Here is a 20,224-nt window from a genome sequence, read left to right on the forward strand (position 1 = left end):
TAAATAGGTGTTCGAATTATGAGGTGAATAAAATGAATATGTGGGAAATTTTTGTTGCAGTTATTCTTGGTCTTGTAGAAGGATTAACTGAATTTGCTCCTGTATCATCTACAGGGCATATGATTATCGTCGATGATTTATGGCTGAAATCAACTGAGCTTTTCGGAAGTGAAGTGGCCAATGCCTTTAAGGTGGTAATCCAGCTTGGTTCGATACTCGCCGTTGTCGTGCTCTTCTGGGGACGATTCATGGACTTGCTTGGTTTAAGGAAGCTAAAAGGCACATCCGCTGTGAAGGGCCCAAAGCTTAACCTATTGCAGATCTTTGTCGGATTGTTACCGGCGGGCGTTTTAGGTCTATTATTCGAAGATTACATTGATGATCATTTATTTACGATGAAGACGGTTATCGTCGGATTGTTCCTTGGCGCGTTTTTGATGATTGCTGCGGATAAATTCCGTCCAAAGCTGACTGCAGAAACGGTTGACCAAATCACTTATAAACAAGCTTTCGGTGTAGGGTTAATTCAATGTTTGTCACTGTGGCCGGGATTCTCGCGTTCAGGTTCAACCATTTCCGGAGGAGTGCTTTTAGGAATGAGCTATCGCGCTGCTTCCGATTTCACGTTCATCATGGCAGTGCCGATCATGGCTGGTGCCAGTCTGTTGAAAATTGTGAAATACTGGGATTCCTTTACGCCAGAAGTTCTGCCATTCCTTATTGCAGGTTTCATCAGTGCATTTATCTTTGCGTTATTCTGTATCCGCTTTTTCTTGACTTTAATCAATAAAGTTAAATTGACTCCTTTTGCCATTTACCGGATCGTCTTGGCGGTTGTGCTTCTATTCATTATTTGGTAATACGAAAAGAAGCGTGAAATAGGAGAGGAACCACCCCGTTGATTCGGGGTGGTTTTTTTGCGTCCCTAGAAAAATGCTGGAATCTCACAAAAAAATATAACGAATGATAACTGTATTTTGTTGTTTTTAATTCGTAATTATTGAGCTAAATAACGAATAATCTTTTGTAAATAAAAAAATATTCGTCTTTTAGCGTAGCTTCAGTCATTTTTAGTAAAAAAAATATAAATGTAATAAAGCGCCCTGAGCGTAGTAATACCAATGTGTCTGAGTTTTTGTTGGAATATTCAAATGATTGCATAAACTATTCTCATATAATTTATATGATATAATTTTAGTATAAATAAAATACATGTGTACACCTGGGGAGGACAACATGGGAAATGACCAATTGAAGAAAACGATTGGCTTTTGGGTTGGAACATCAATTGTAGTTGGTACAGTTATCGGTTCTGGTATTTTCATGAGACCTGGTGACGTGCTTGAGTTAAGCGGTAATTCAACCATGGCCTTATTAGCTTGGCTGATAGGTGGCCTGATTACCCTTGCAAGCGGGTTGACGATTGCGGAAGTGAGTACACGTATCCCTAAAACGGGAGGCTTATATGTCTATATGGAAGAAGTGTATGGAAAAGCATGGGGATTCCTATGCGGCTGGGTTCAGACATTGGTATATGGACCTGCAGTCATGGGCGCACTAAGTTTATACTTCGGGTTATTAGTCGCAGGAATATTTAATATCGCTTCAGGCTACACTTTGGCGATAGGGATTTTTACGATCATATTTATTGCAGGCATGAATCTTCTGGGGACAAAATACGGCGGTATCATACAAACCTTATCGACCGTTGCTAAATTAATCCCCATCATTTTCATAGCGGTGTTCGGTATCGCACAAGGTGATATGCCTGTATTCAATATCGATAGTGAAAGTTCAATGAAAATCAGTATGGCCGGTGCGATTTTGGCTACGCTCTGGGCGTATGATGGCTGGATGAATGTCGGCTTCATGGCTGGGGAAATGAAAAACCCGCAGAAAACGCTGCCGCGGGCAATCATAACGGGATTAGTCGTGGTCATGGTCGCTTACTTGGCTGTGAACCTTGCCATGCTTCATGTATTGGGTGCGGAGGGAGTCATAGCTCATGGTACGAATGCAGCGAATGTTGCGGCAACGCTTCTATTTGGTGAATTGGGCGGGAAATTGATATCAATCGGAATAGCGATTTCAATCTTCGGTTGCTTGAACGGAAAGCTTTTGACCTTTCCGCGCATTACCTTGGCGATGGCGACTGATAAAATGATGCCAGGCCATAAACAAATCGGGAAAATATCGCCCAAGTTTAAAACGCCAATAAATGCGACGATATTGCAAGTGATCATTGCAATCATCATGATGGTTGCAACAGACCCTGACAAACTTACCAATATGGCCGTATTCTCTGTCTTCTGTTTTTATGGATTAGCCTTCTTTGCGGTCTTCATCTTACGCAGAAAAGATCCGGATGCAAAAACTTATAAAGTGCCGTTTTACCCATTCATCCCCATCGTGGCGATTGCTGGTGCAATATATATTGTTTTAAGCACATTAATCCAAACACCTTTAAATGCCCTGTACTCGGTGATCATCCTCATTATAGGAATGCCTGTGTACTGGCTGCTTAAAAAAAGTGAGCGGAATGATAAACGGTCATATTAATGAAAAACCCTTCACTGCATGCAGTGAAGGGTTTTTTGCAAATTACTGGAACGAAACTTTCCCTTTGGACAAAAGTGGCGAAATAGACAACTCGGGAAGTTCGTATTAACATAGGGGGAAAGTTAAATAGTGAAGGGTCTGAACAAAAGTGAATTATATCGAGCCTGCTGGTAAATCATTCAGGAAAACAATCTTGGCTTTATTTCTTGGTAGCTTTGTAACGTTTGCGGATCTTTATAGTACCCAACCGGTCATTCCGGTTTTCGCAAAGCAATTCGGAGTCTCTCCTGCAATGGCAAGTCTTACATTATCATTCGCAACAGGAACGCTTGCCATCTGTTTATTGCTTGTTTCCTTTTTCTCAGAAAATATCGATAGGAAAAAAATAATGGGGACGGCCCTCACTCTGTCTGCATTGTTATCCATATGCGTCAGCTTCATCCAGGATGACCTGTACATCCTTATCGCAATACGGGCGATTCAAGGAGCGGTGCTTGCAGGTTTCCCGGCAATTGCGATGGCCTATATCAATGAAGAATTTCATCCGAAAAGCTTGGGCTATGTGATGGGGATCTATGTGAGTGGTTCGAGTATCGGCGGATTGGCAGGCAGGCTGATTGTCGGGGTGCTGACCGACCATTTCTCATGGAACATAGCGATAGGAAGCCTTGGGGCTTTAAGTTTGATCATCAGTCTGGCTTTTTGGTGGATGCTTCCGCCTTCGCAGCATGCCATCCGCGCAGGGGCCTCATTTTCGAGAATCAAAACCTCCCTTATTAATAACTTAAGGAATGGCAGACTAGTACTCTTATTCGGCATGGCCTTCCTATTAATGGGCTCGTTCGTTACCGTTTATAACTTTGTGGGCATACCTTTAATGGGACCGCCATATCATTTATCACAAACATTGATTGGCTTCATTTTCATAATCTATCTTGTGGGGACATTCAGTTCCACATGGATGGGGAAGCTTGCCGATCAATATGGTCGGAGGCATGTACTTCTTATCGGAATCGCAATCATGCTGATGGGCGCCCTTTTAACCTTATTGGATCCGCTTTTGCTTAAAATAATGGGGCTTGCCTTGTTTACATTTGGTTTTTTTGGAGCTCATTCAATTGCGAGCAGCTGGGTCGGAAGGTTGGCTGATAAGAGTGAAAAGGCACAAGCGTCCGCTTTATATCTCCTGTTTTACTATGCGGGATCAAGTGTAGTGGGGGCATCAGGCGGTTTATTCCTGATGAAGTTCGGCTGGGGAGGGGTCATCTCGGCTGTATCCATTCTGATCATCCTGGCTGCCGTTTGTGCAATGATGGCTGGAAAAGTGAAATCCGTTTAAATAAAATGATCTTTTCTATCATGTTTTTCTGGAAACCTGAATATAATCTAGTGAAAATGGATATTGAATAATAGATTGATAAGAGAAGAGGGTAATTGATAGAGTGAAACGAAAAGCAGTAATTCTCATTGGGTTAATAGCCGTTTTAATTATATTATTCGTTGTATACTTAACAAGTCCGGGCAGATTGGAAAAGGTGGAGATTGTTGAAAAATACTATCCTCATTTCTCCGATGGCAAGGCAGTCGGTTTTAAGACGAACGAAGTCATTGATGTGACGGAAACCGAAGAGGGATCCAATTGCGCAATGAAATTCAACAATGGGAAAACGTTGGAAATTGATTGTGACCGTTATTTAACATACAAAATTGGTGAAACAGTCTATATTACTACTGAAGGGAACCATGTGAAGGAAATCCGGAGAAAAAGGTAGAGGCTATCAATATTCAATGACGGGAGAGCTGGGTTTGCATAAGAAAGCAACTCAGCTCTTTATTTTTATCCACTCAAAAACCCAGACCGTTTTGGACTGGGCTTTTTCATTTTTTATCTTTGGTTTTACTTTTAGCCTTTTTATTACGCCGAAGTACATCCAAGATTCTGCGGCTGTTATTTTTACTGTTTATGAGCTCGACTAAATCGCTCATGTTTTCAGATTCAAAGTCTTGTTGATCTTTTTTCATGATAATCCCTCCAAGTCATATATCATAATACCCTTATGTATAAAAGGGTAAACGTCTATTATCATACTGGTAATAGGAGGATTTTTTATCCTTAACCATTCATTATTTGATAAAATGTATAAAAGCCCTGTATGGGAGGTCCATATGGAAGAATTAAGAATGATCGGTGAAAAAATTGAAAAATTTAAATATATCTTAGTGGAGCATATCGAGTTGTTTGAAGAAGAGGAACCGCTCTATGATTTTGAAACGAGTAAAGAGGTACGGTCAAAGCTTATTCAAATACATGCAGATGCCTTGATTCTTGGAAAGGCACAAGCGATGGAAAGTATGAAAATAACGGGTATGGAAATAGGTAAGCGCATCGTGGATATGGGCATTCCTTTAGATAAGAATATTGAGGAAGCTCAAGCGATACGTAATCTTTTCTGGAGTTTCATTGAAGAAGAGGTAAGCAATCGCTATTACTCCATTGAAATTCTGCTAAAGGCAAGCTCGATAATAGATGCAATCCTGGACCAATTCATACACTGTGTGAGTATAAGTTACGTGAATCATTATAAAGAAATGGCGAAAATGGCAAACGATTCTTTGCGGAAGATAAAAGAAAACCAGGAAGTCATGGAAGAACTGTCCACCCCGATTGTTCAGACCGTATTAAAGGATGTGCTGCTCTTACCATTGATCGGACGGATTGACGATTGGAGAATGGAGTCGATGCAATCGACTGTACTGCAAAAATGTGCAGATTTGCATGCGGAAGTATTGATCATGGATTTCTCCGGAATTACCTTTACGAAGGAAAGCAATATGCTCTCCCTGCTGGATCAATTAGTGGGGGCACTGGCGTTGATGGGTACGGAAACGATTTTTGTCGGTTTTACCCCTGATGTCGTGAAAGAGATCGTCAAACTTGATTTTGCAAATCGGGTAAAAGCCTTTCTATCGTTCAGGCAGGCTATGGAATATCTGTTTAAACAAAGGGGACTGGCTCTTTTGCCAGTATGAGAGGTATCCTTTTTCAGGGTATCTTTTTTCTATGTCAGGCTAACATTCATTTTATCGCCCATCTCTATTTCTCCATGTTATAGTGTAATGACGTGGGCGGACATGTTGATTTTCATTTGAATTAAATAGGACATGTAAAGCTTGTAAGGAAGGTGGATGAAGAGTGTTTTTCAAGAAAAGCGAAGAACCTGATCATAATGAAAAATGGTATTGTGTAGGAATCATGACGGATAAAGGGTTGGAGGATGAAGAATATGATGTTTTGTCCAAACGCATCCTCGACTCGGTCCAAAATATCTCGGTCATATCGGACTTGATAAGGGTGGAATGGGATCGGGATAAATTGCGAGCCTTGAACGAACGTTTTCAGACCCCTTCATTTTCCGACCCATGTTTTATCATAAATGAATTCATACCAGAGGATATAAAAAGGGAAAGAAAACTTCTGGAGAAAACTCATAAATGGAAGAGGCTCTTTGGTCTCCTCTCCCGGATTGAATACATGGAAGCCGAGACGAAGGCGGCCCATGACTTTGATAAAGCTCTCTTTTATACAGACGATGCAGATAAAGTGATTGAATACATTCTTGCAAATAGCTAGCATCCCCTGCCACATCGATACATTGTATCGGTGTTTTTGCATTTGATTCAAAGTTTATCGGAGCAATTTTTCGGTAGTAATTCGACATTGCTCGGAATAATCCGTCCTTTTGCGAGTGAAATCCGACCTTGCGCCTTTCCAACCTTTCGAAAATAAAGAGAGAGAATGTAAGGAAGTTGGTAGGAAAGATGGGGATAAACGCGGAATATCTAAAATAGAAAGAAAGAGAGTTTTAAGGGGAGAGGAAGATGAAGCGATGGAAGTTGCCATACCTCAGCAAAAGCCAAAACGGAAGTGGAGAAAGCGTGCGCTATGGAGTTTTGGTATCCTGATTATTCTTTTGCTGTCCGTTTTGATAGCTGCAAATGTATTTCTTTCAAGATCCTTGCCGGAAACAAAGGGGGAAATATCGCTTCCAGGTCTTTTGAAACCGGTTACGGTGGTGAGGGATTCAAGTGGGGTCCCGCATATCAACGCAGCGAATGAACATGATTTGTATTTAGCCCAAGGGTATATCCAAGCACAGGACCGCTTATTTCAAATGGATTTAAGTAGGCGTCAGGCGTCAGGAAGATTGAGTGAAGTGATTGGTGAGAAAACCGTCAAAAATGATAAGTATTTCCGCACACTTGGCTTGAGGCGGGCGGCTGAAGCCTCTTATGCAGCATATTCAAATGACGGGAAAGAAGCCTTGGATGTGTTTGCCGAGGGGGTAAATCTTTATATCGATGAATTGATGGAGAATGGGAAATGGCCGGCGGAGTTCACTCTGCTTGGATACGAACCAGAGCCTTGGACACCAGTCGATTCGCTGACCATCGGTAAATATATGGCCTTTGATTTAGGTGGGAACTGGGAGGATCAGGCGTTTAGGCAGTACTTGCTGCAAACGTTCCCAAGGGAAAAAGCATATGATTTATTTCCTGATTATCCAAAGAGCGCTCCATATATCATCAGCAAGGAAGAACTGGATATTGAAAAAAGTTTTGCCGGGGCCGTTATTCCTTATGAATTCAACGGCAGCAATAATTGGGTCGTTTCAGGCAAGAAAACGGATTCCGGTCAGCCGTTATTGGCGGATGATCCCCATCTGGAATTAGCTACACCATCCGTTTGGTATCAAATGCATTTGGAGGCCCCGTCAGTCAATGTGAGCGGTGTTATTTTTGCCGGGATTCCGGGAATCATACTTGGTCATAACGAAAAGGTCGCTTGGGGTGTGACCAATACTGGTCCGGATGTTCAGGATCTGTATATCGAGAGGAGAAACCCGGAAAACGAGAAAGAATTCTCCTACAAAGGTAAATGGGAAAAAGCCGATATCTTGGACGAACCCATCAAGGTGAAGGATGGTAAAACACTTGACTATCAAGTGACGGTTACCCGCCATGGACCTGTGGTCTCCGAGTTTGCCGGGAAAAGCGGAAAAGATACCGTGCTTGCATTAAGGTGGACGGCACTTGATCCATCCGCCGAGCTTGAAGCTGTACTGAATATGAATAAAGCGGGAAGCTGGAAAGAATTCGAAAAGGCCCTCTTGAAATTCGAAACGCCGGCACAGAATTTCGTCTTTGCCTCAGCCGATGGGACCATTGCCTATAAGGCGAATGGGAAAATCCCAATCCGGAAAAAAGGCGATAGTATGCTGCCTGTACCTGGCTGGACGGATGAATTTGAGTGGAAAGGCTTTATTCCCTTTGATGAACTTCCAAAAACGGTGAATCCGGAAGAGGGATTCATTTCGACAGCGAATAATAAAGTCATCTCGGATGATTACCCTTACCATATCAGCAATAACTGGGCGCAGCCGTACCGTCAGATGAGGATACAGGAGTTTTTAAAAGCCAATAAAAAGCTTACGGCCAAGGATATGCAAAGCCTGCAGATGGATAAGGTGAATTTGCAAGCCAAGGAGTTTGTTCCTCAATTCGTGGATGTATTGAAAGGTCCATCGGGGAAACAGGAAGGCCAGGCACTAACGATTCTGAAGAAATGGAATCATATTGATTCCGTTGATGAAGCGGCACCGATGATTTTTAATGTCTGGATGAAAAAAATAGGGGATGTTCTGCTTACGGAAGAAATACCGGAGGAAACGCTCAACCTCTTTAATGGAAGGCGTTCGGCCGTTGATGAACTACTAAGGCGTGCGCTGGACGGTAAGCCGGGCCCTTGGATTGAAGAGGCAGGCGGGCTTGAGCAGGTGCTTGCCAAGTCGTTACAGATGACGTTAACGGAACTTGAAGAATCACAAGGAGACGATATAGCTGATTGGGAATGGGGAGACTATCATCAGGTCAGGTTTAACCACCCGCTATCGAGTGTCGCCCCGTTAAATTATTTATTTAACACCGGCGGCGGAATACCGGTAGGCGGTAGCAGTGTCACCGTACAGGCAGCGGCATTTTTAGATGATGGAACCGTTAATCACGGTGGCTCCTGGAGATTCGTCATCGACCTATCAGACATGAATCAAGGATATCACCTCGTTGGCCCGGGTCAATCAGGTAACGTTAAAAGTGAGTGGTACCACGATCAGCTTGATGATTGGGCAGAAGGTACTTATCACAAAACCACAATGGACGATCCAAAAGGTGATAAGCTGACATTGAAACCATCATACTGATATCCAGAAAAAAATACCAAGTCCAGCATCCTTGCTCTGGACTTGGTACTTTTTCATTGTTTTTGCTTAGTAAAGAATTCTGCAAGGAACTCCTCAAAATTAGGGGCCTCGATTGCTGCGATTTTTTCATATGATTCAATGATCTTGAGTTTAATTTCTTGCTCCAAATCATTTCGGTCTTGATAGTTCGTGTTTTTTAACGATTTTTTTATTTTAGGATTCAAAGAGTCTATGAGATCCAACAATTCTTCTTTTGACAGTTTTTTATCCACAATGGCTTTTCTCCTTTCTAACATATACCTCATCCATATAGTGCTTTCGAAGTTTTTTTAGAGCTTGTTTACGGATGCTTGAGATATTCTGTGGCGACTCATGGAAATAGGCAGCAATTTCCTTGTTGGATAGGCCGTAGGAAAAGATCATGGTCAATACCAGGCTTTGTTTGGCTGTTAACTTCTTCAAGGCTTTTATCATCTCTTCATCACTTATGTGTGAAGCGAGTTCATTCGTTTCCCCCATCTTTTCAAGTTGAACGTCCAAGGTGCCGATTAGATCGATCAATCCGCCGGTATCCCTTGGTGTCGCATCAAGTACCATTCGATAGCGTTCCCGCTGCTTCCGTGCCCTTTTATCAAAATCAACAGAGAAAAAGTAAATTAAGGAGCACATGTATTTGTATACTTTAGCCCGGTAATAGAAAATTTTGAAAGTCTCGTTGAGATGACTAATGTTGTGGGATGAAGGGGAATCAAGAGTTTCAGTAAAAATCTTTAAATGCTCTGGGTTCTGTAAAAATACTTGAATGATCGGTTGTTCAAAGAAAGATGAGTACTGTTGCTGCAGAAACTCCAATGAATGAGAAAAAAAATGAGAAGTTAATTGGTTCATTGTTATCCCTCCTTTAATTAATAAAGTGATAGACAAGGGGAATAAATCAATTATATAGGAACATTTGTTCTTTTTTCCATAAATCAATAGTGCTAGATTGATTTTTTTAAACAAGTTTCACTTTAGATATCAGATACAAGAAAAGGGGTGAAGAGGATGATGATTGAGGATGCTAGTGTGTGGGTTTCATTAGTTAGCGAATTTGGCTATCCATTCGTCGTTTCTATGTTTTTGCTCTTCCGCTTCGGTAAACAATTAAAAGAACTGACAACGGACGTAGAGAACTTAAAAAAGTCCGCTCATAAAACGAAAAGACGATAACCTCAGGACGTAATGTGCCAGGTGATAAACACCGAATTTCGGATTCTAATCCTAAAAAGGGTCCGGAATTCGGGTATAAAGAAATGGGTACACTGAAAATCAAGACATAATTAATTCCCTCCCTTGAACTCAAGTAAAATAATGGTAAACCATTATTTGGAATATAGCATAAAATAGGTAAAAAATAATCGTCATTTGGAATCATTTTACTACTATAATTCATCCGACAATGGAATTAGATAGGAAATCCTCCCCTCGTACGATTTTAGTTTTATGGATTAAAGTGAAAATACTTTTAAAAAAACAACATACATCAATAAACTTATGAATAGTATGCGGCATCCAAGTAAAAGGATGCTGCTTTTCTTATTTTTGGTAATAAAATGATAATATGGAAAAGGGGTGGAGAATTTGAAGGATAAACAGCTAGAAGATATTCGAATCCTACAGCAAGAATGTGAACGGGAAGGTTTTACTTTAAAGCTGAACTGGGAAACGCTTCGCAGTCGAAATGGTGTGCATAAGAATGACTTTTTTCACTATGATGGATTGAAGCTTGTTGGTTTTATTGGTCTTTACGATTTTGGAAACAAAGTGGAGATGTGCGGGATGGTGCATCCTGATTACCGGAGGCAGGGCATTTTCACAAAGCTTATGGAAGAGGCTATAAGGAGTGCAGTGGAGCGCAACTATAAGTTGATTCTCTTGAACTCACCTGCCCAATCCGATTCAGGGACTGCATTTTTGAAACAGCTACCATGTGAGTTTGCTTTTTCTGAGTTTCAAATGAAGTGGTCCGAAACGGAGCTTTACGATTATGGTGATGCAGTCGTTCGCCCTTCACGGAGAGATGATGAGGAAACGGAAATTCAGCTGGATATTCAATGTTTCCAATTTACGAAACAAGAGGCGAAGGATTATTATCAGCGCATCCTATATGAGGATACTCTGAAAACCATGATGATTGAAAAGGATGGCCGCGCAATCGGTAAGATCCGTGTTGATCACTCAGACCGGGAAGCATGGATTTATGGATTTTCCATTTTGCCAAAATACCAGGGAAAAGGACTTGGCAGAAAGGCATTGAAAAAGGTAGTAGCCGAACAATGCCAGCTGGGATATGATATTTTTCTCGAGGTCGAGGCGACTAATGAGCATGCATTAAGACTCTATGAATCTTGTGGATTCAAAACCATCCAAAGACAGGATTATTATCAATACAAGGGGACGACAAAGAGTTAGGGGCTGGGATGATGTTGACATTATTCATTTATAACTGGCAGGTGCGAAGTGAGTGGTTCAAATGGTGCAGGGCCTTACCGAGTGAGGAACTGAAACGGCAGCGCACAGGAGGGATGGGCAATATACTGAAGACACTTGCCCATATTATCGATGTCGAATGCAGCTGGATCAAGGCCATACAAGGGAAGCCTGATGTAGCGATCGATTTGGACGCTTATGATACGATCGAAAAAGTGGAAGATCTATCTATCCGTTATCAATCTGAGGTCATGGACTATTTGAATTCCCATTCCATTGAAGATGAGCAAGGAATGATACAGCCATCTTGGATGGAGGGGACATACGAAAAAGGCATGATACTGCGCCATCTGATAGCGCACGAAATTCACCATATAGGCCAGCTGTCCATCTGGTCGAGGGAAATGGGCATCGAACCGGTATCAGCCAGTTTAATAAATCGGGCTTTATAGGCTTTTATACTTGTAAAACTGGTAATGCAACCTGCATTACCAGTTTTTTATTTTGAAAGGAATTCCCAGTTTTTTTCAAAATGTTTCATTGAAGTATAGACCTTAACTTTGATATCTATCTAGGCCAGATTTTTATTAATAGGGAACTTTCTCCCTAAGGATTCAATCGGATTCGATGATGATTATATACAAAAATGAAGGTATAACGAGCTATTGTCTCTGAATGGAAATGGTTAAAAAGTACCATTTATTCAAAATTCATAATATTAAGGTAAATTTTGGCGCTTATTCGACAAAATCATGATATATTATTCTAGCATTTTACAAAAAATAGAAGGGTTGTGAAGTATGTCGTTCAAGATGCATGTTAATAAGATGCTCGCCCCGATTCTTGCTGTGAGTTTGGTTGCAGCCCCATTTACCTTACCGGGGGAGACCTCCGCAAAAGAGACTAACAAGAAACCGGTCACGACTGAACCATTTATCATTACAGCTCCTACTGTTAATTACACAAAAGGCACAAAAGCGACTGTAACGGTCACACCGAAGAAAGGGAACAAAGGAAATGAAACCGTTGTATTCCAATTGATGAATGGGACGAAGGTCATTTCACAGTCAGCCATTGAGGCGGATATTAAATCGGCCCAAAAATTCTCTGCATACTTCAACTCGTACAAATCGGGTTATTGGGTCAAAGTATCGATTGTCTCCAAGTATAACGGCAATACTAGTAACTTCGGCAACAGCCTGGCAGCCTCCGTTTCGGATGCACCATTTCAACTAAGGATCATGGAAACGACGGATATACACACTAATCTAGTAAGCTATGATTATTATAAGGATGCCGTATCAGACTCCGTCGGTTTTTCGCGGACGGCAACATTAATCAAACAAGCACGAAAAGAAGTGAAAAATAGTGTTTTAGTGGATAATGGCGACCTTATTCAAGGGACCCCGCTAGGTACTTACAAAGCGAATATAGCACCACTGAAAAAAGGGGAGGTCCACCCTGTCTATAAAGCGATGAACTTGCTTGATTATGATGTGGCCACATTCGGCAATCACGAATTCAATTATGGTTTATCTTATTTAGACGAAGCCATCAACGATGCGAACTTCCCTTATGTCAATGCCAATGTTTATAAAAAAGATAAAGATAACAATCCAAAGAATGATAAAAATAAATATACGCCTTATAAAATCGTCACTAAGAAGGTAAAAGACATCAATGGAAATGAAAAGTCAGTGAAAATAGGCTATATTGGATTTGCCCCTCCGCAAATCATGGATTGGGATAAAGCGAATCTTGACGGTAAGGTCATTACAAAGGAAATCGTCACGACAGCGAATAAATATGTACCTGAAATGAAGAAAAAGGGCGCGGATGTCATCGTGGCGCTCACACATTCCGGGTTTAATGGCGACACCAAGAATACCGAGGATGTCATCTATTCATTAAGCAAGGTATCCGGCATCGATGCCATCACGTTCTCCCATACGCATAAGGTCTTTCCGGCACAAGATGAGGCTTCTTTAGACAGCCTATTCAAAGATGGCCAAGGGAAAATCCTTAAAGGCGTGGATAATGAAAAGGGTACCATCAATGGTGTACCAGCCGTTCAAGCAGGATATGGCGGCAGTAATCTCGGGATCATAGATCTTGATATCCAAAATATCAAGGGAAAATGGAAAGTCGTCAATTCCGATTCATCAACTCGGGCAATCAACGATAAAATAACAGGAAAAAAAGCAGCTGAAGATGCGTCTGTCGTCAAAGCCGTGAAGAAGGATCACGAAGGAACGATCAAGTATGTTAATACGCCAATTGGAACGACTACAGCCCCAATTCATAGTTATTTCGCCCTTGTGCAAGACGATCCTTCCGTACAGGTCGTGACGAGCGCACAGAAATGGTATGTAGAGAAATACATCCAAAGCAACCGCCCAGAATACAAAGACTTACCCATTCTCTCTGTAGGAGCCCCTTTCAAAGCGGGTCGCAATGGAGTCGAGGAATTCACCGAGATCAAGGAAGGCGGACTGACCATTCGCAGCGCCGGTGATCTATATTTATACGATAATACCTTGAAGGCAATCAAGATCAAAGGGTCCGTGGTTAAAGAGTGGCTTGAGATGTCTGCAGGGAAATATAATACAATCGATCCTGCCAAGTCTGAGGAACAGGAGCTGCTTAATGGAAAATTTGCCGTCTATAATTTTGATGTGATTGACGGCGTCACGTACCAAATCGATGTCACCAAGGCTCCGCGCTATGATGAAAAAGGGATAAAAGTGTCGGATTCCAGCAGGATTGCAGATTTGAAATATAATGGTGAACCAGTGGATTCGAATCAAGATTTCATCGTCGTGACGAATAATTACCGTGCTTCGGGCGGGGGGAACTTCCCGGGCGTCAAGGGCAGCGAATATGTAGTTGACTCTGCGGATGAAAATCGCCAGATCTTGATGGATTACATCACACAAGAGGGTGAGATCAATCCAACCGCTGATAATAACTGGTCGATCGCCCCGATTTCAGGCAAGGTGAACGTTACCTTCACCTCATCACCAAAAGGTGCGGAATATTTAAATGAAGACAGCGCGATTTCCTATACAGGCAAAAAGGATGATAAAGGCTTTGGCATTTACAAATTCAATTTGGGGAAAGAAAACGTCAAGGTGCAACTGCTCGGGATCAATGATCTTCACGGCCAGCTTGATACCACTTCCGATTTTGGCGGTATCAAACAAGGGCGTGCTGATTATTTAGCTGCGCACTTGAAGCAGCGTAAAGCTGAAAATCCTGAAAATACACTTTTATTATCAGCAGGGGATGCTGTTGGGGCAAGTGCTCCCGTTTCTTCTTTGATCCAGGACAAACCGACGCTTCAGTTTTTGAATAATATGAAGTTCGATGTCGGCACTGTCGGGAACCATGAATTCGACAAAGGGGTAGAAACCCTTATGGCTCAAATCAATGGCGGTAAGTCACCAACATCCGATGTGTTATTCGATAAATTGAACTTCCCGTATGTAGTAGCCAATGTCGTATATAAAGACACGAAAAAACCGATTTTGGACCCTTACGTCATAAAAAAGGTCGGCGGGGTCGATATTGGGTTCATAGGTGTAGTCACGAATGCGACACCTCAAAAAGTAAGTCCGGATGGCATTAAGAATGTGGAATTCATAGAACAGGCACCTGCCGTAAATAAGGCGGTTAAAGAGTTGAAAGATAAAGGCGTCAAATCGATTGTGGTCATCTCACATGACCCAGGCACGGAAAAGGAAGGGGTCATCACAGGCGAAGTGGCTGATTTAGCTAATGCCGTGGATGATGAAGTAGATGTGATCTTAGCCGGAGATAATCATGCAAAGGTCAACAACTATGTGGATGATAAATTGATTGTACAAGCTTACTCTTATGGAACGGCTTTTGAAGATGTGGATTTGGAAATCGATCCAAACACAAAGGATATTGTCAAAAGGTCGGCTGAGATTGTTACGGTTACACAAGATGGCATCACGCCGGATGCCGGGACGACGAAATTCATTAACGACTACCTAGACATGTTCCCCGAGTTGAAGGCACCGCTTGGGACAACGGATGAGAAAATTTTAAGAGCCAATGCCTATACACAGGAAACGGGACTTGGGAATTTAATTGCCGATTCGATGAAGGCAGATTTGAACTCCGATTTTGCCTTCATGAACCCAGGTGGAATTCGTGGAGATATTCCAAAGGGGGAAGTCACTTTTTCCGATTTAGCGAAAATCCAGCCATTCGGAAACGTATTGGTTAAGCTGGAACTGACTGGAGCAGAAGTGAAAACGCTGCTTCAACAGCAATGGGTCGTCGAAGGATCTCCGAAAACTTTGCAAATTTCTGGACTGAGCTATACAGCCGACTTCAGTAAACCTGTCACCGAACGTGTCACCTTATTGAAGAAAGCTGACGGAACACAGATTAAGGATACCGAAACATACACGGTGGCCGTCAATGATTTCATGGCTAGCGGCGGTGATAACTATACCGTCCTGAAAGGAAAAGAGCGTGTGTTTGGACATGCTGACCTGGAAGCATTCGTTAACTATGTGAAAGAAACCTTTAAAGGCGGGAAGATCACGGCAGAAATTGAAGGCAGAATTACGAATATCAATAATTAATTGAGGTTTACTCGTGAGTTTAGTGGGTTTACTCGTGAAAATTGAGCATTTACTCGTGAGTTTAGCGGGTTTACTCGTGAAAATTGAGCATTTACTCGTGAAACTCTAAAAGAGAGCGCCCCTTGATACAAGGGGCGCTTCTTTATGTGATTAATTGGTTCTGAAAATGGAAAAGTTCAATCCTAATAGCGAGGTGACCCATGCTATATAGGGAATCATCGCTAAACCGGATGCACGGTCTATTCTATAAAACTCGAATGCCATTAAAGTAATCAGGGTCAGCAGTGCAGCCATTTCAATAAAGGCTGTTCCACGCAGTCCCCATTTGAAGAATAAAAAAGACCATAAGAAATCAACCCTAGTTGAGTATCATAGAGGCGTTCAGCGGACTTCGATTCTTTTTCTTTGGATGCAATGCGATATTTCGCTATTCCCATAATCGTAAAAAGGCTTGTCCAAGCAACGGGGAAAGTCCAGGAAGGAGGCGCAAATGGAGGCTTCTTGAGTTTATCATAAATTTCTTTTGAATTCCTTGTGGCGAATATACCCACAAGTGAACCTCCGACCACAGGTACCAATAAACTTTTAGCGAATTTTCCGTAATCTATAATGAATCCACTTCTTTCTTCATAATTTGGATGTTCTTATACTTTTACCTATTCATATGAATATAAAACATGCCCTTTAATGACCAAGTGTAACTTTCTTCCAAATTACACGTCGGTACTATTAAGAAAAGGGGGAATACCGATGAACCGTAAAACAATGATGCTTATGTTCTGTTTGTTACTTTTACTTGCTGGATGCAGCAGTAATGAAAAAGATGATTCAGCATCTAAAGCACAGGATGAAACGGCGGATAGTAAAATGGACGCTTCAATTTCCGGGAATAAGGCGCAGGAAGAAGCAGCGGAAAAGGAAGGGATGACGGATGAAAGAAAGGTCATCCATCAAGCCCAGCTTGAGTTGAAGGTGAAGAACCTTGAAAAAGCACAAATGAAGATTGAGAATAAGGTGGCTGAATATGGCGGATATGTGGTCGAGTCCAATGTATACAGGGAAGATGAAGAACTGGTGGAAGGAACGATCACTGTTCGGGTCCCTGAATCCCATTTTCAGGATTTTCTGGCCGATAGCGAGGGCGAGGCTTCAGAAGTGGTCGGAAGGAATGTGACAGGACAGGATGTAACGGAGCAATATGTTGATCTAAAAGCAAGATTGAAATCAAAGAGGGCAGTAGAGGAAAGGTTACTTGCATTCATGAAGGATGCTGAGAAGACGGAAGATTTACTGAAAATATCATCCGATCTTGCCGTGGTGCAAGAAGAAATAGAGCAGCTGACCGGGCAAATGAAGTATCTTGAAAACCAAACCTCATATTCGACGGTTACCATCACGTTATCACAGGACCGGATAGTTGTGCCGGGCATTGATAATAAGGAATTGAATACATGGGAGAGAACGAAGAAACAACTTGCAACGAGTGCGAATCTATTACTTAAAGCGGGTTCAGGAATCATTGTTTTCATAATAGGAAACTTGCCTATCCTCATTATTTTAGGCGGAGCTGGTGCGGTGGTCCATTGGGTGATCAAAAGAAGGGGTAAAAGGTGAAATGCAGAAATAGAGGGTGCCAATAGATTGGGCACCCTCTGACATTTATCTATTCCGTTTATGCAAGCCAGTCACATAATACAGGGCTACCAATAGTAAGATCCAAATCGGACCGACGATTAGAGCGATTCTTGTATCTGCTGAAAAACCGAGTACTACCATTACGAATACTAAAAAGGCTAAAGTGAAATAAGAAGTGAATGGGAAAAGCGGCATTTTATAAGACAAGCCTTGCTTTTCTCCCTGACTCATTTTCCGTCTAGACATGATCTGTGTGACAAGTATGGTTCCCCATGTCCAGAGGGCACCGAATGTAGCGACACTTGTGACGTAAGTGAAAACTTTATCGGCTTCCATGTAGTTAAGGTAAACACCGAAAAGAAGTACGACAGCCGAAACGATGATGGCAACGCCAGGAACGCCTGACTTTGTAGTACGTTCGAAACTTTTTGGTGATTCCCCTTGCTGCGCTAGGTTGAATAACATTCTTCCTGTACTGAAGATCCCGCTGTTACAAGATGAAAGGGCCGCTGTCAGTACGACAAACTGAATGATTCCTGCTGCGCCTGGTATACCGATTTTATCAAACATCATAACGAATGGGCTGTTTTCTCCATTCATTTGATCCCACGGAGTAATCGATAAAATGACTGTCAGAGCTAAAACGTAAAAAAGTAAAATCCGATAAAAAACGGTATCGATGGCTCTTTTTAAGGATTTTTCAGGATTTTTAACTTCACCTGCGGTTACTCCAAGCATTTCAATTCCCAAATAGGCGAACATGACCATTTGGAAAGAGAGGATGACACCGGAAATCCCATTAGGGAAAAACCCTCCATGTTCAACAAGGTTGCCGAATCCGACCGCGATTCCGCCGTTCCCCAGACCAAAGATGATCATTCCGAAGCCAAGAACGATCATAAGGATGATCGTAACTACTTTAACTAAGGCGAACCAAAACTCCAATTCACCGTAAGCTTTTACAGCAAGAAAGTTAACCGTCGTCATGATGGCAAGTGCGGCTAACGCCCAAGCCCATTGTGGAGTCCCAGGGAACCAAAATTGCATATAGATTCCGACTGCCGTAATTTCAGCCATACAGGTGGCAATCCAAACGAACCAGTAATTCCATCCGGTTATATATCCGGCAAGAGGACCGACAAATTCGCTTGCATAGCGACTGAAAGAGCCTGCGACAGGATTTTTAATCGCCATTTCCCCTAGTGCACGCATGATAAGATAGATCATAAGCCCGCCAATGGCGTAGGAAATGATTATGGCTGGACCGGCTAATTTTATCGCAGATGCCGAGCCGAGAAATAAACCGACTCCAATGGCTGCGCCAAGAGACATTAATGCGATATGTCTTTCTTCCAAACCTCTATGTAGTTGAGATTCTTTGGAGTTTTGCATATTTTTCCCCTTTTCTATGTTGGAGTTTAATTTTCTCTATCTAGCATTTTATCACTAGTAGAGGAGAATACATAAAATTTATTGATTTTTCACATAATATTACAATTAAATAATATATTTTAATAGGAAGAATGTAAAGAGAAAAAATGAAAACGCTTACCACGAAGTGGTCCAATCTTTTTTCCTCGTATTTATAATCTTTCAAAACTATTAGAATGCTATTCAAACAAAATATAATTATGTGATTTTTCTAAAAATTTAGACTTTGTAAGTGGAAAGAGCTGCCCTGAAAAACAGGACAACTCTTTCCACCAGATGGCTGAGGGCCCATTCAGATGATCAATGAAAGGGTTCCGATTATGCTTACATTTATTATAAATGATTTCATTTCGATTAAGCTCGAAGGCATCTACAGGATTCTGTTCATACCACTTCGGTAAGAAGCCATTCCATGAATCGATTGATACTGATTTCCAGAGAAGTCGATTTTATATGTATAGTTATGGGGAGATTATTGTCAAAAATGAAAGAAAACGGCTAGTGAAGCTTAGCGGAATTTAGGGGAATAGCCCGGGAAATATCGAAGGCTGTTATGGAAATGAAAATGATACGAAAAACCGTCAGCATCCAACTTATTGTTTCAGTATGTAGATCCTAAAAAAAACTGTAGACAAACTCTCGATGAAATCGAGTTTGTCTACAGTTTTAACCAACAGCACAGCATGCTACTGACGGTTTTTTTTACTCTGTTTTATAAGTAGACTTTGAATGAAACTCAATAACAATGATCCGATTAAAGCTCCCCAAAAAGAATTTATTACAAAGCCACTGACGGCATAGGAAGTGATTTGGAATGTGAAGGCATTGATAATGAAAGAAAACAACCCGAACGTCAGGATGGTGATCGGCAATGTGATAAGTAGGAGAATGGGTCTTACCAGCAAGTTCATGATCGATAATATAAAAACCGCCAGCAAGGCTGTTCCATAAGATTTAATCGTGATGGAGTCGAGAAGCCAGTCAATAACGAGCAATACCAGCCCGTTGATAAGAAAACGCATTATTATGTTCATGAATAACTCCTCCTGAAGGCACTTTACTACAAGTCATTATACTAAAATTTCATGAATTTCAGTTATATGTTTGCAGAATTGTCACAAAAAAAAGAGGGATACGATATGTATTCCCCCAGAAATGAAAGGACCTTTTTACTTTAAAAAAGGTCCAGTTGATTTCAGAAATCCGCTCCCTTTCCGCCGACTGTCTGCCAAGCCTCCTCGGCGCAAGCGCCTG

The 20,224-nt window shown here is 41.7% G+C and carries 17 protein-coding genes and 2 pseudogenes; 12 read left to right on the top strand and 7 right to left on the bottom strand.

Features of this window, described 5'->3' with window-relative positions; translation table 11 throughout:
- The first annotated feature begins 32 nt into the window (after window positions 1–32).
- From ACFX4I_RS03080 to ACFX4I_RS03095, 4 genes are all read left to right on the top strand, one after another.
- A complete protein-coding gene (locus ACFX4I_RS03080) occupies window positions 33–860 on the top strand; it encodes an undecaprenyl-diphosphate phosphatase (RefSeq protein WP_377419122.1) in 828 nt (275 codons plus the stop codon).
- 376 nt (window positions 861–1,236) lie between these two features.
- Complete coding sequence (locus tag ACFX4I_RS03085; protein WP_230300476.1) at window positions 1,237–2,559, top strand: APC family permease; 1,323 nt, start codon at window positions 1,237–1,239, stop codon at window positions 2,557–2,559.
- A gap of 148 nt (window positions 2,560–2,707) precedes the next feature.
- On the top strand, window positions 2,708–3,898 hold the full coding sequence (locus ACFX4I_RS03090) for an MFS transporter (protein WP_230300475.1): 1,191 nt from the start codon (window positions 2,708–2,710) through the stop codon (window positions 3,896–3,898).
- Between the two features lie 103 nt (window positions 3,899–4,001).
- Window positions 4,002–4,331 carry a hypothetical protein gene (locus ACFX4I_RS03095; RefSeq protein WP_230300474.1) on the top strand — a complete coding sequence of 110 codons (330 nt, stop codon included), beginning with the start codon at window positions 4,002–4,004 and terminating at the stop codon, window positions 4,329–4,331.
- A 106-nt stretch (window positions 4,332–4,437) separates the two neighbouring features.
- Here the strand turns inward: ACFX4I_RS03095 and ACFX4I_RS03100 are convergent, their stop codons facing one another.
- Window positions 4,438–4,581, bottom strand: coding sequence for a hypothetical protein (locus ACFX4I_RS03100; RefSeq protein WP_230300473.1), 144 nt, complete (start codon window positions 4,579–4,581; stop codon window positions 4,438–4,440).
- Window positions 4,582–4,725: 144 nt separating this feature from the next.
- Here ACFX4I_RS03100 and ACFX4I_RS03105 point away from each other — a divergent pair, with 144 nt between their 5' ends.
- From ACFX4I_RS03105 to ACFX4I_RS03115, 3 genes are all read left to right on the top strand, one after another.
- Entirely contained in the window at window positions 4,726–5,589 is an 864-nt protein-coding gene (locus tag ACFX4I_RS03105) for an STAS domain-containing protein (protein WP_283932326.1), read from the top strand.
- 163 nt (window positions 5,590–5,752) lie between these two features.
- On the top strand, window positions 5,753–6,190 hold the full coding sequence (locus ACFX4I_RS03110) for a hypothetical protein (RefSeq protein ID WP_377419126.1): 438 nt from the start codon (window positions 5,753–5,755) through the stop codon (window positions 6,188–6,190).
- Between the two features lie 256 nt (window positions 6,191–6,446).
- Window positions 6,447–8,816, top strand: a complete 2,370-nt coding sequence (locus ACFX4I_RS03115) for a penicillin acylase family protein (protein WP_377419128.1) — start codon at window positions 6,447–6,449, stop codon at window positions 8,814–8,816.
- Between the two features lie 53 nt (window positions 8,817–8,869).
- Here the strand turns inward: ACFX4I_RS03115 and ACFX4I_RS03120 are convergent, their stop codons facing one another.
- Together ACFX4I_RS03120 and ACFX4I_RS03125 are read right to left on the bottom strand one after the other, a co-directional pair.
- Window positions 8,870–9,088, bottom strand: coding sequence for a hypothetical protein (locus ACFX4I_RS03120; protein WP_081395591.1), 219 nt, complete (start codon window positions 9,086–9,088; stop codon window positions 8,870–8,872).
- On the bottom strand, window positions 9,081–9,704 hold the full coding sequence (locus ACFX4I_RS03125; RefSeq protein WP_230300469.1) for a sigma-70 family RNA polymerase sigma factor: 624 nt from the start codon (window positions 9,702–9,704) through the stop codon (window positions 9,081–9,083). The genes ACFX4I_RS03120 and ACFX4I_RS03125 overlap by 8 nt, the downstream gene beginning before the upstream one ends.
- Before the next feature lie 156 nt (window positions 9,705–9,860).
- Here ACFX4I_RS03125 and ACFX4I_RS03130 point away from each other — a divergent pair, with 156 nt between their 5' ends.
- From ACFX4I_RS03130 to ACFX4I_RS03145, 4 genes are all read left to right on the top strand, one after another.
- A complete protein-coding gene (locus tag ACFX4I_RS03130; RefSeq protein ID WP_230300468.1) occupies window positions 9,861–10,025 on the top strand; it encodes a YvrJ family protein in 165 nt (54 codons plus the stop codon).
- Between the two features lie 402 nt (window positions 10,026–10,427).
- On the top strand, window positions 10,428–11,267 hold the full coding sequence (locus tag ACFX4I_RS03135) for a GNAT family N-acetyltransferase (RefSeq protein ID WP_377419132.1): 840 nt from the start codon (window positions 10,428–10,430) through the stop codon (window positions 11,265–11,267).
- A gap of 11 nt (window positions 11,268–11,278) precedes the next feature.
- Window positions 11,279–11,737 (top strand): DinB family protein, encoded by a 459-nt coding sequence (locus tag ACFX4I_RS03140; protein ID WP_309519694.1) that lies wholly within the window; start codon window positions 11,279–11,281, stop codon window positions 11,735–11,737.
- 348 nt (window positions 11,738–12,085) lie between these two features.
- Window positions 12,086–15,904 (top strand): bifunctional 2',3'-cyclic-nucleotide 2'-phosphodiesterase/3'-nucleotidase, encoded by a 3,819-nt coding sequence (locus ACFX4I_RS03145; protein ID WP_377419135.1) that lies wholly within the window; start codon window positions 12,086–12,088, stop codon window positions 15,902–15,904.
- A gap of 150 nt (window positions 15,905–16,054) precedes the next feature.
- On the opposite strand, the pseudogene ACFX4I_RS03150 reads toward ACFX4I_RS03145, so the two are convergent.
- Window positions 16,055–16,473: pseudogene (locus ACFX4I_RS03150) on the bottom strand (TspO/MBR family protein).
- 181 nt (window positions 16,474–16,654) lie between these two features.
- On the opposite strand from ACFX4I_RS03150, the gene ACFX4I_RS03155 reads away from it, so the two are divergent.
- Complete coding sequence (locus ACFX4I_RS03155) at window positions 16,655–17,518, top strand: DUF4349 domain-containing protein (protein WP_377419137.1); 864 nt, start codon at window positions 16,655–16,657, stop codon at window positions 17,516–17,518.
- Window positions 17,519–17,563: 45 nt separating this feature from the next.
- On the opposite strand, the gene ACFX4I_RS03160 is transcribed toward ACFX4I_RS03155, so the two are convergent.
- The 3 genes and pseudogenes from ACFX4I_RS03160 to ACFX4I_RS03170 form a co-directional block, all read right to left on the bottom strand.
- Entirely contained in the window at window positions 17,564–18,931 is a 1,368-nt protein-coding gene (locus ACFX4I_RS03160; RefSeq protein ID WP_230300464.1) for an amino acid permease, read from the bottom strand.
- Between the two features lie 311 nt (window positions 18,932–19,242).
- Window positions 19,243–19,371 (bottom strand): annotated as a pseudogene (locus tag ACFX4I_RS03165) (endonuclease); the annotation flags it as partial.
- 285 nt (window positions 19,372–19,656) lie between these two features.
- Complete coding sequence (locus tag ACFX4I_RS03170) at window positions 19,657–20,004, bottom strand: phage holin family protein (protein WP_214791120.1); 348 nt, start codon at window positions 20,002–20,004, stop codon at window positions 19,657–19,659.
- Between the last annotated feature and the right edge of the window lie 220 nt (window positions 20,005–20,224).

The organism is Peribacillus sp. YIM B13472, from assembly GCF_042788005.1.
Lineage (GTDB): Bacteria > Bacillota > Bacilli > Bacillales > DSM-1321 > Peribacillus > Peribacillus simplex_E.

Bases quoted from the DNA above. Each gene is read 5' to 3' on its own strand.
- ACFX4I_RS03155 (WP_377419137.1), top strand. From the start codon at position 16,655: ATGAACCGTAAAACAATGATGCTTATGTTCTGTTTGTTACTTTTACTT.
- ACFX4I_RS03105 (WP_283932326.1), top strand. From the start codon at position 4,726: ATGGAAGAATTAAGAATGATCGGTGAAAAAATTGAAAAATTTAAATAT.
- ACFX4I_RS03125 (WP_230300469.1), bottom strand. From the start codon at position 9,704: ATGAACCAATTAACTTCTCATTTTTTTTCTCATTCATTGGAGTTTCTG.
- ACFX4I_RS03130 (WP_230300468.1), top strand. From the start codon at position 9,861: ATGATGATTGAGGATGCTAGTGTGTGGGTTTCATTAGTTAGCGAATTT.
- ACFX4I_RS03145 (WP_377419135.1), top strand. From the start codon at position 12,086: ATGTCGTTCAAGATGCATGTTAATAAGATGCTCGCCCCGATTCTTGCT.
- ACFX4I_RS03115 (WP_377419128.1), top strand. From the start codon at position 6,447: ATGGAAGTTGCCATACCTCAGCAAAAGCCAAAACGGAAGTGGAGAAAG.
- ACFX4I_RS03100 (WP_230300473.1), bottom strand. From the start codon at position 4,581: ATGAAAAAAGATCAACAAGACTTTGAATCTGAAAACATGAGCGATTTA.
- ACFX4I_RS03170 (WP_214791120.1), bottom strand. From the start codon at position 20,004: ATGAACATAATAATGCGTTTTCTTATCAACGGGCTGGTATTGCTCGTT.
- ACFX4I_RS03085 (WP_230300476.1), top strand. From the start codon at position 1,237: ATGGGAAATGACCAATTGAAGAAAACGATTGGCTTTTGGGTTGGAACA.
- ACFX4I_RS03080 (WP_377419122.1), top strand. From the start codon at position 33: ATGAATATGTGGGAAATTTTTGTTGCAGTTATTCTTGGTCTTGTAGAA.
- ACFX4I_RS03140 (WP_309519694.1), top strand. From the start codon at position 11,279: ATGTTGACATTATTCATTTATAACTGGCAGGTGCGAAGTGAGTGGTTC.
- ACFX4I_RS03160 (WP_230300464.1), bottom strand. From the start codon at position 18,931: ATGCAAAACTCCAAAGAATCTCAACTACATAGAGGTTTGGAAGAAAGA.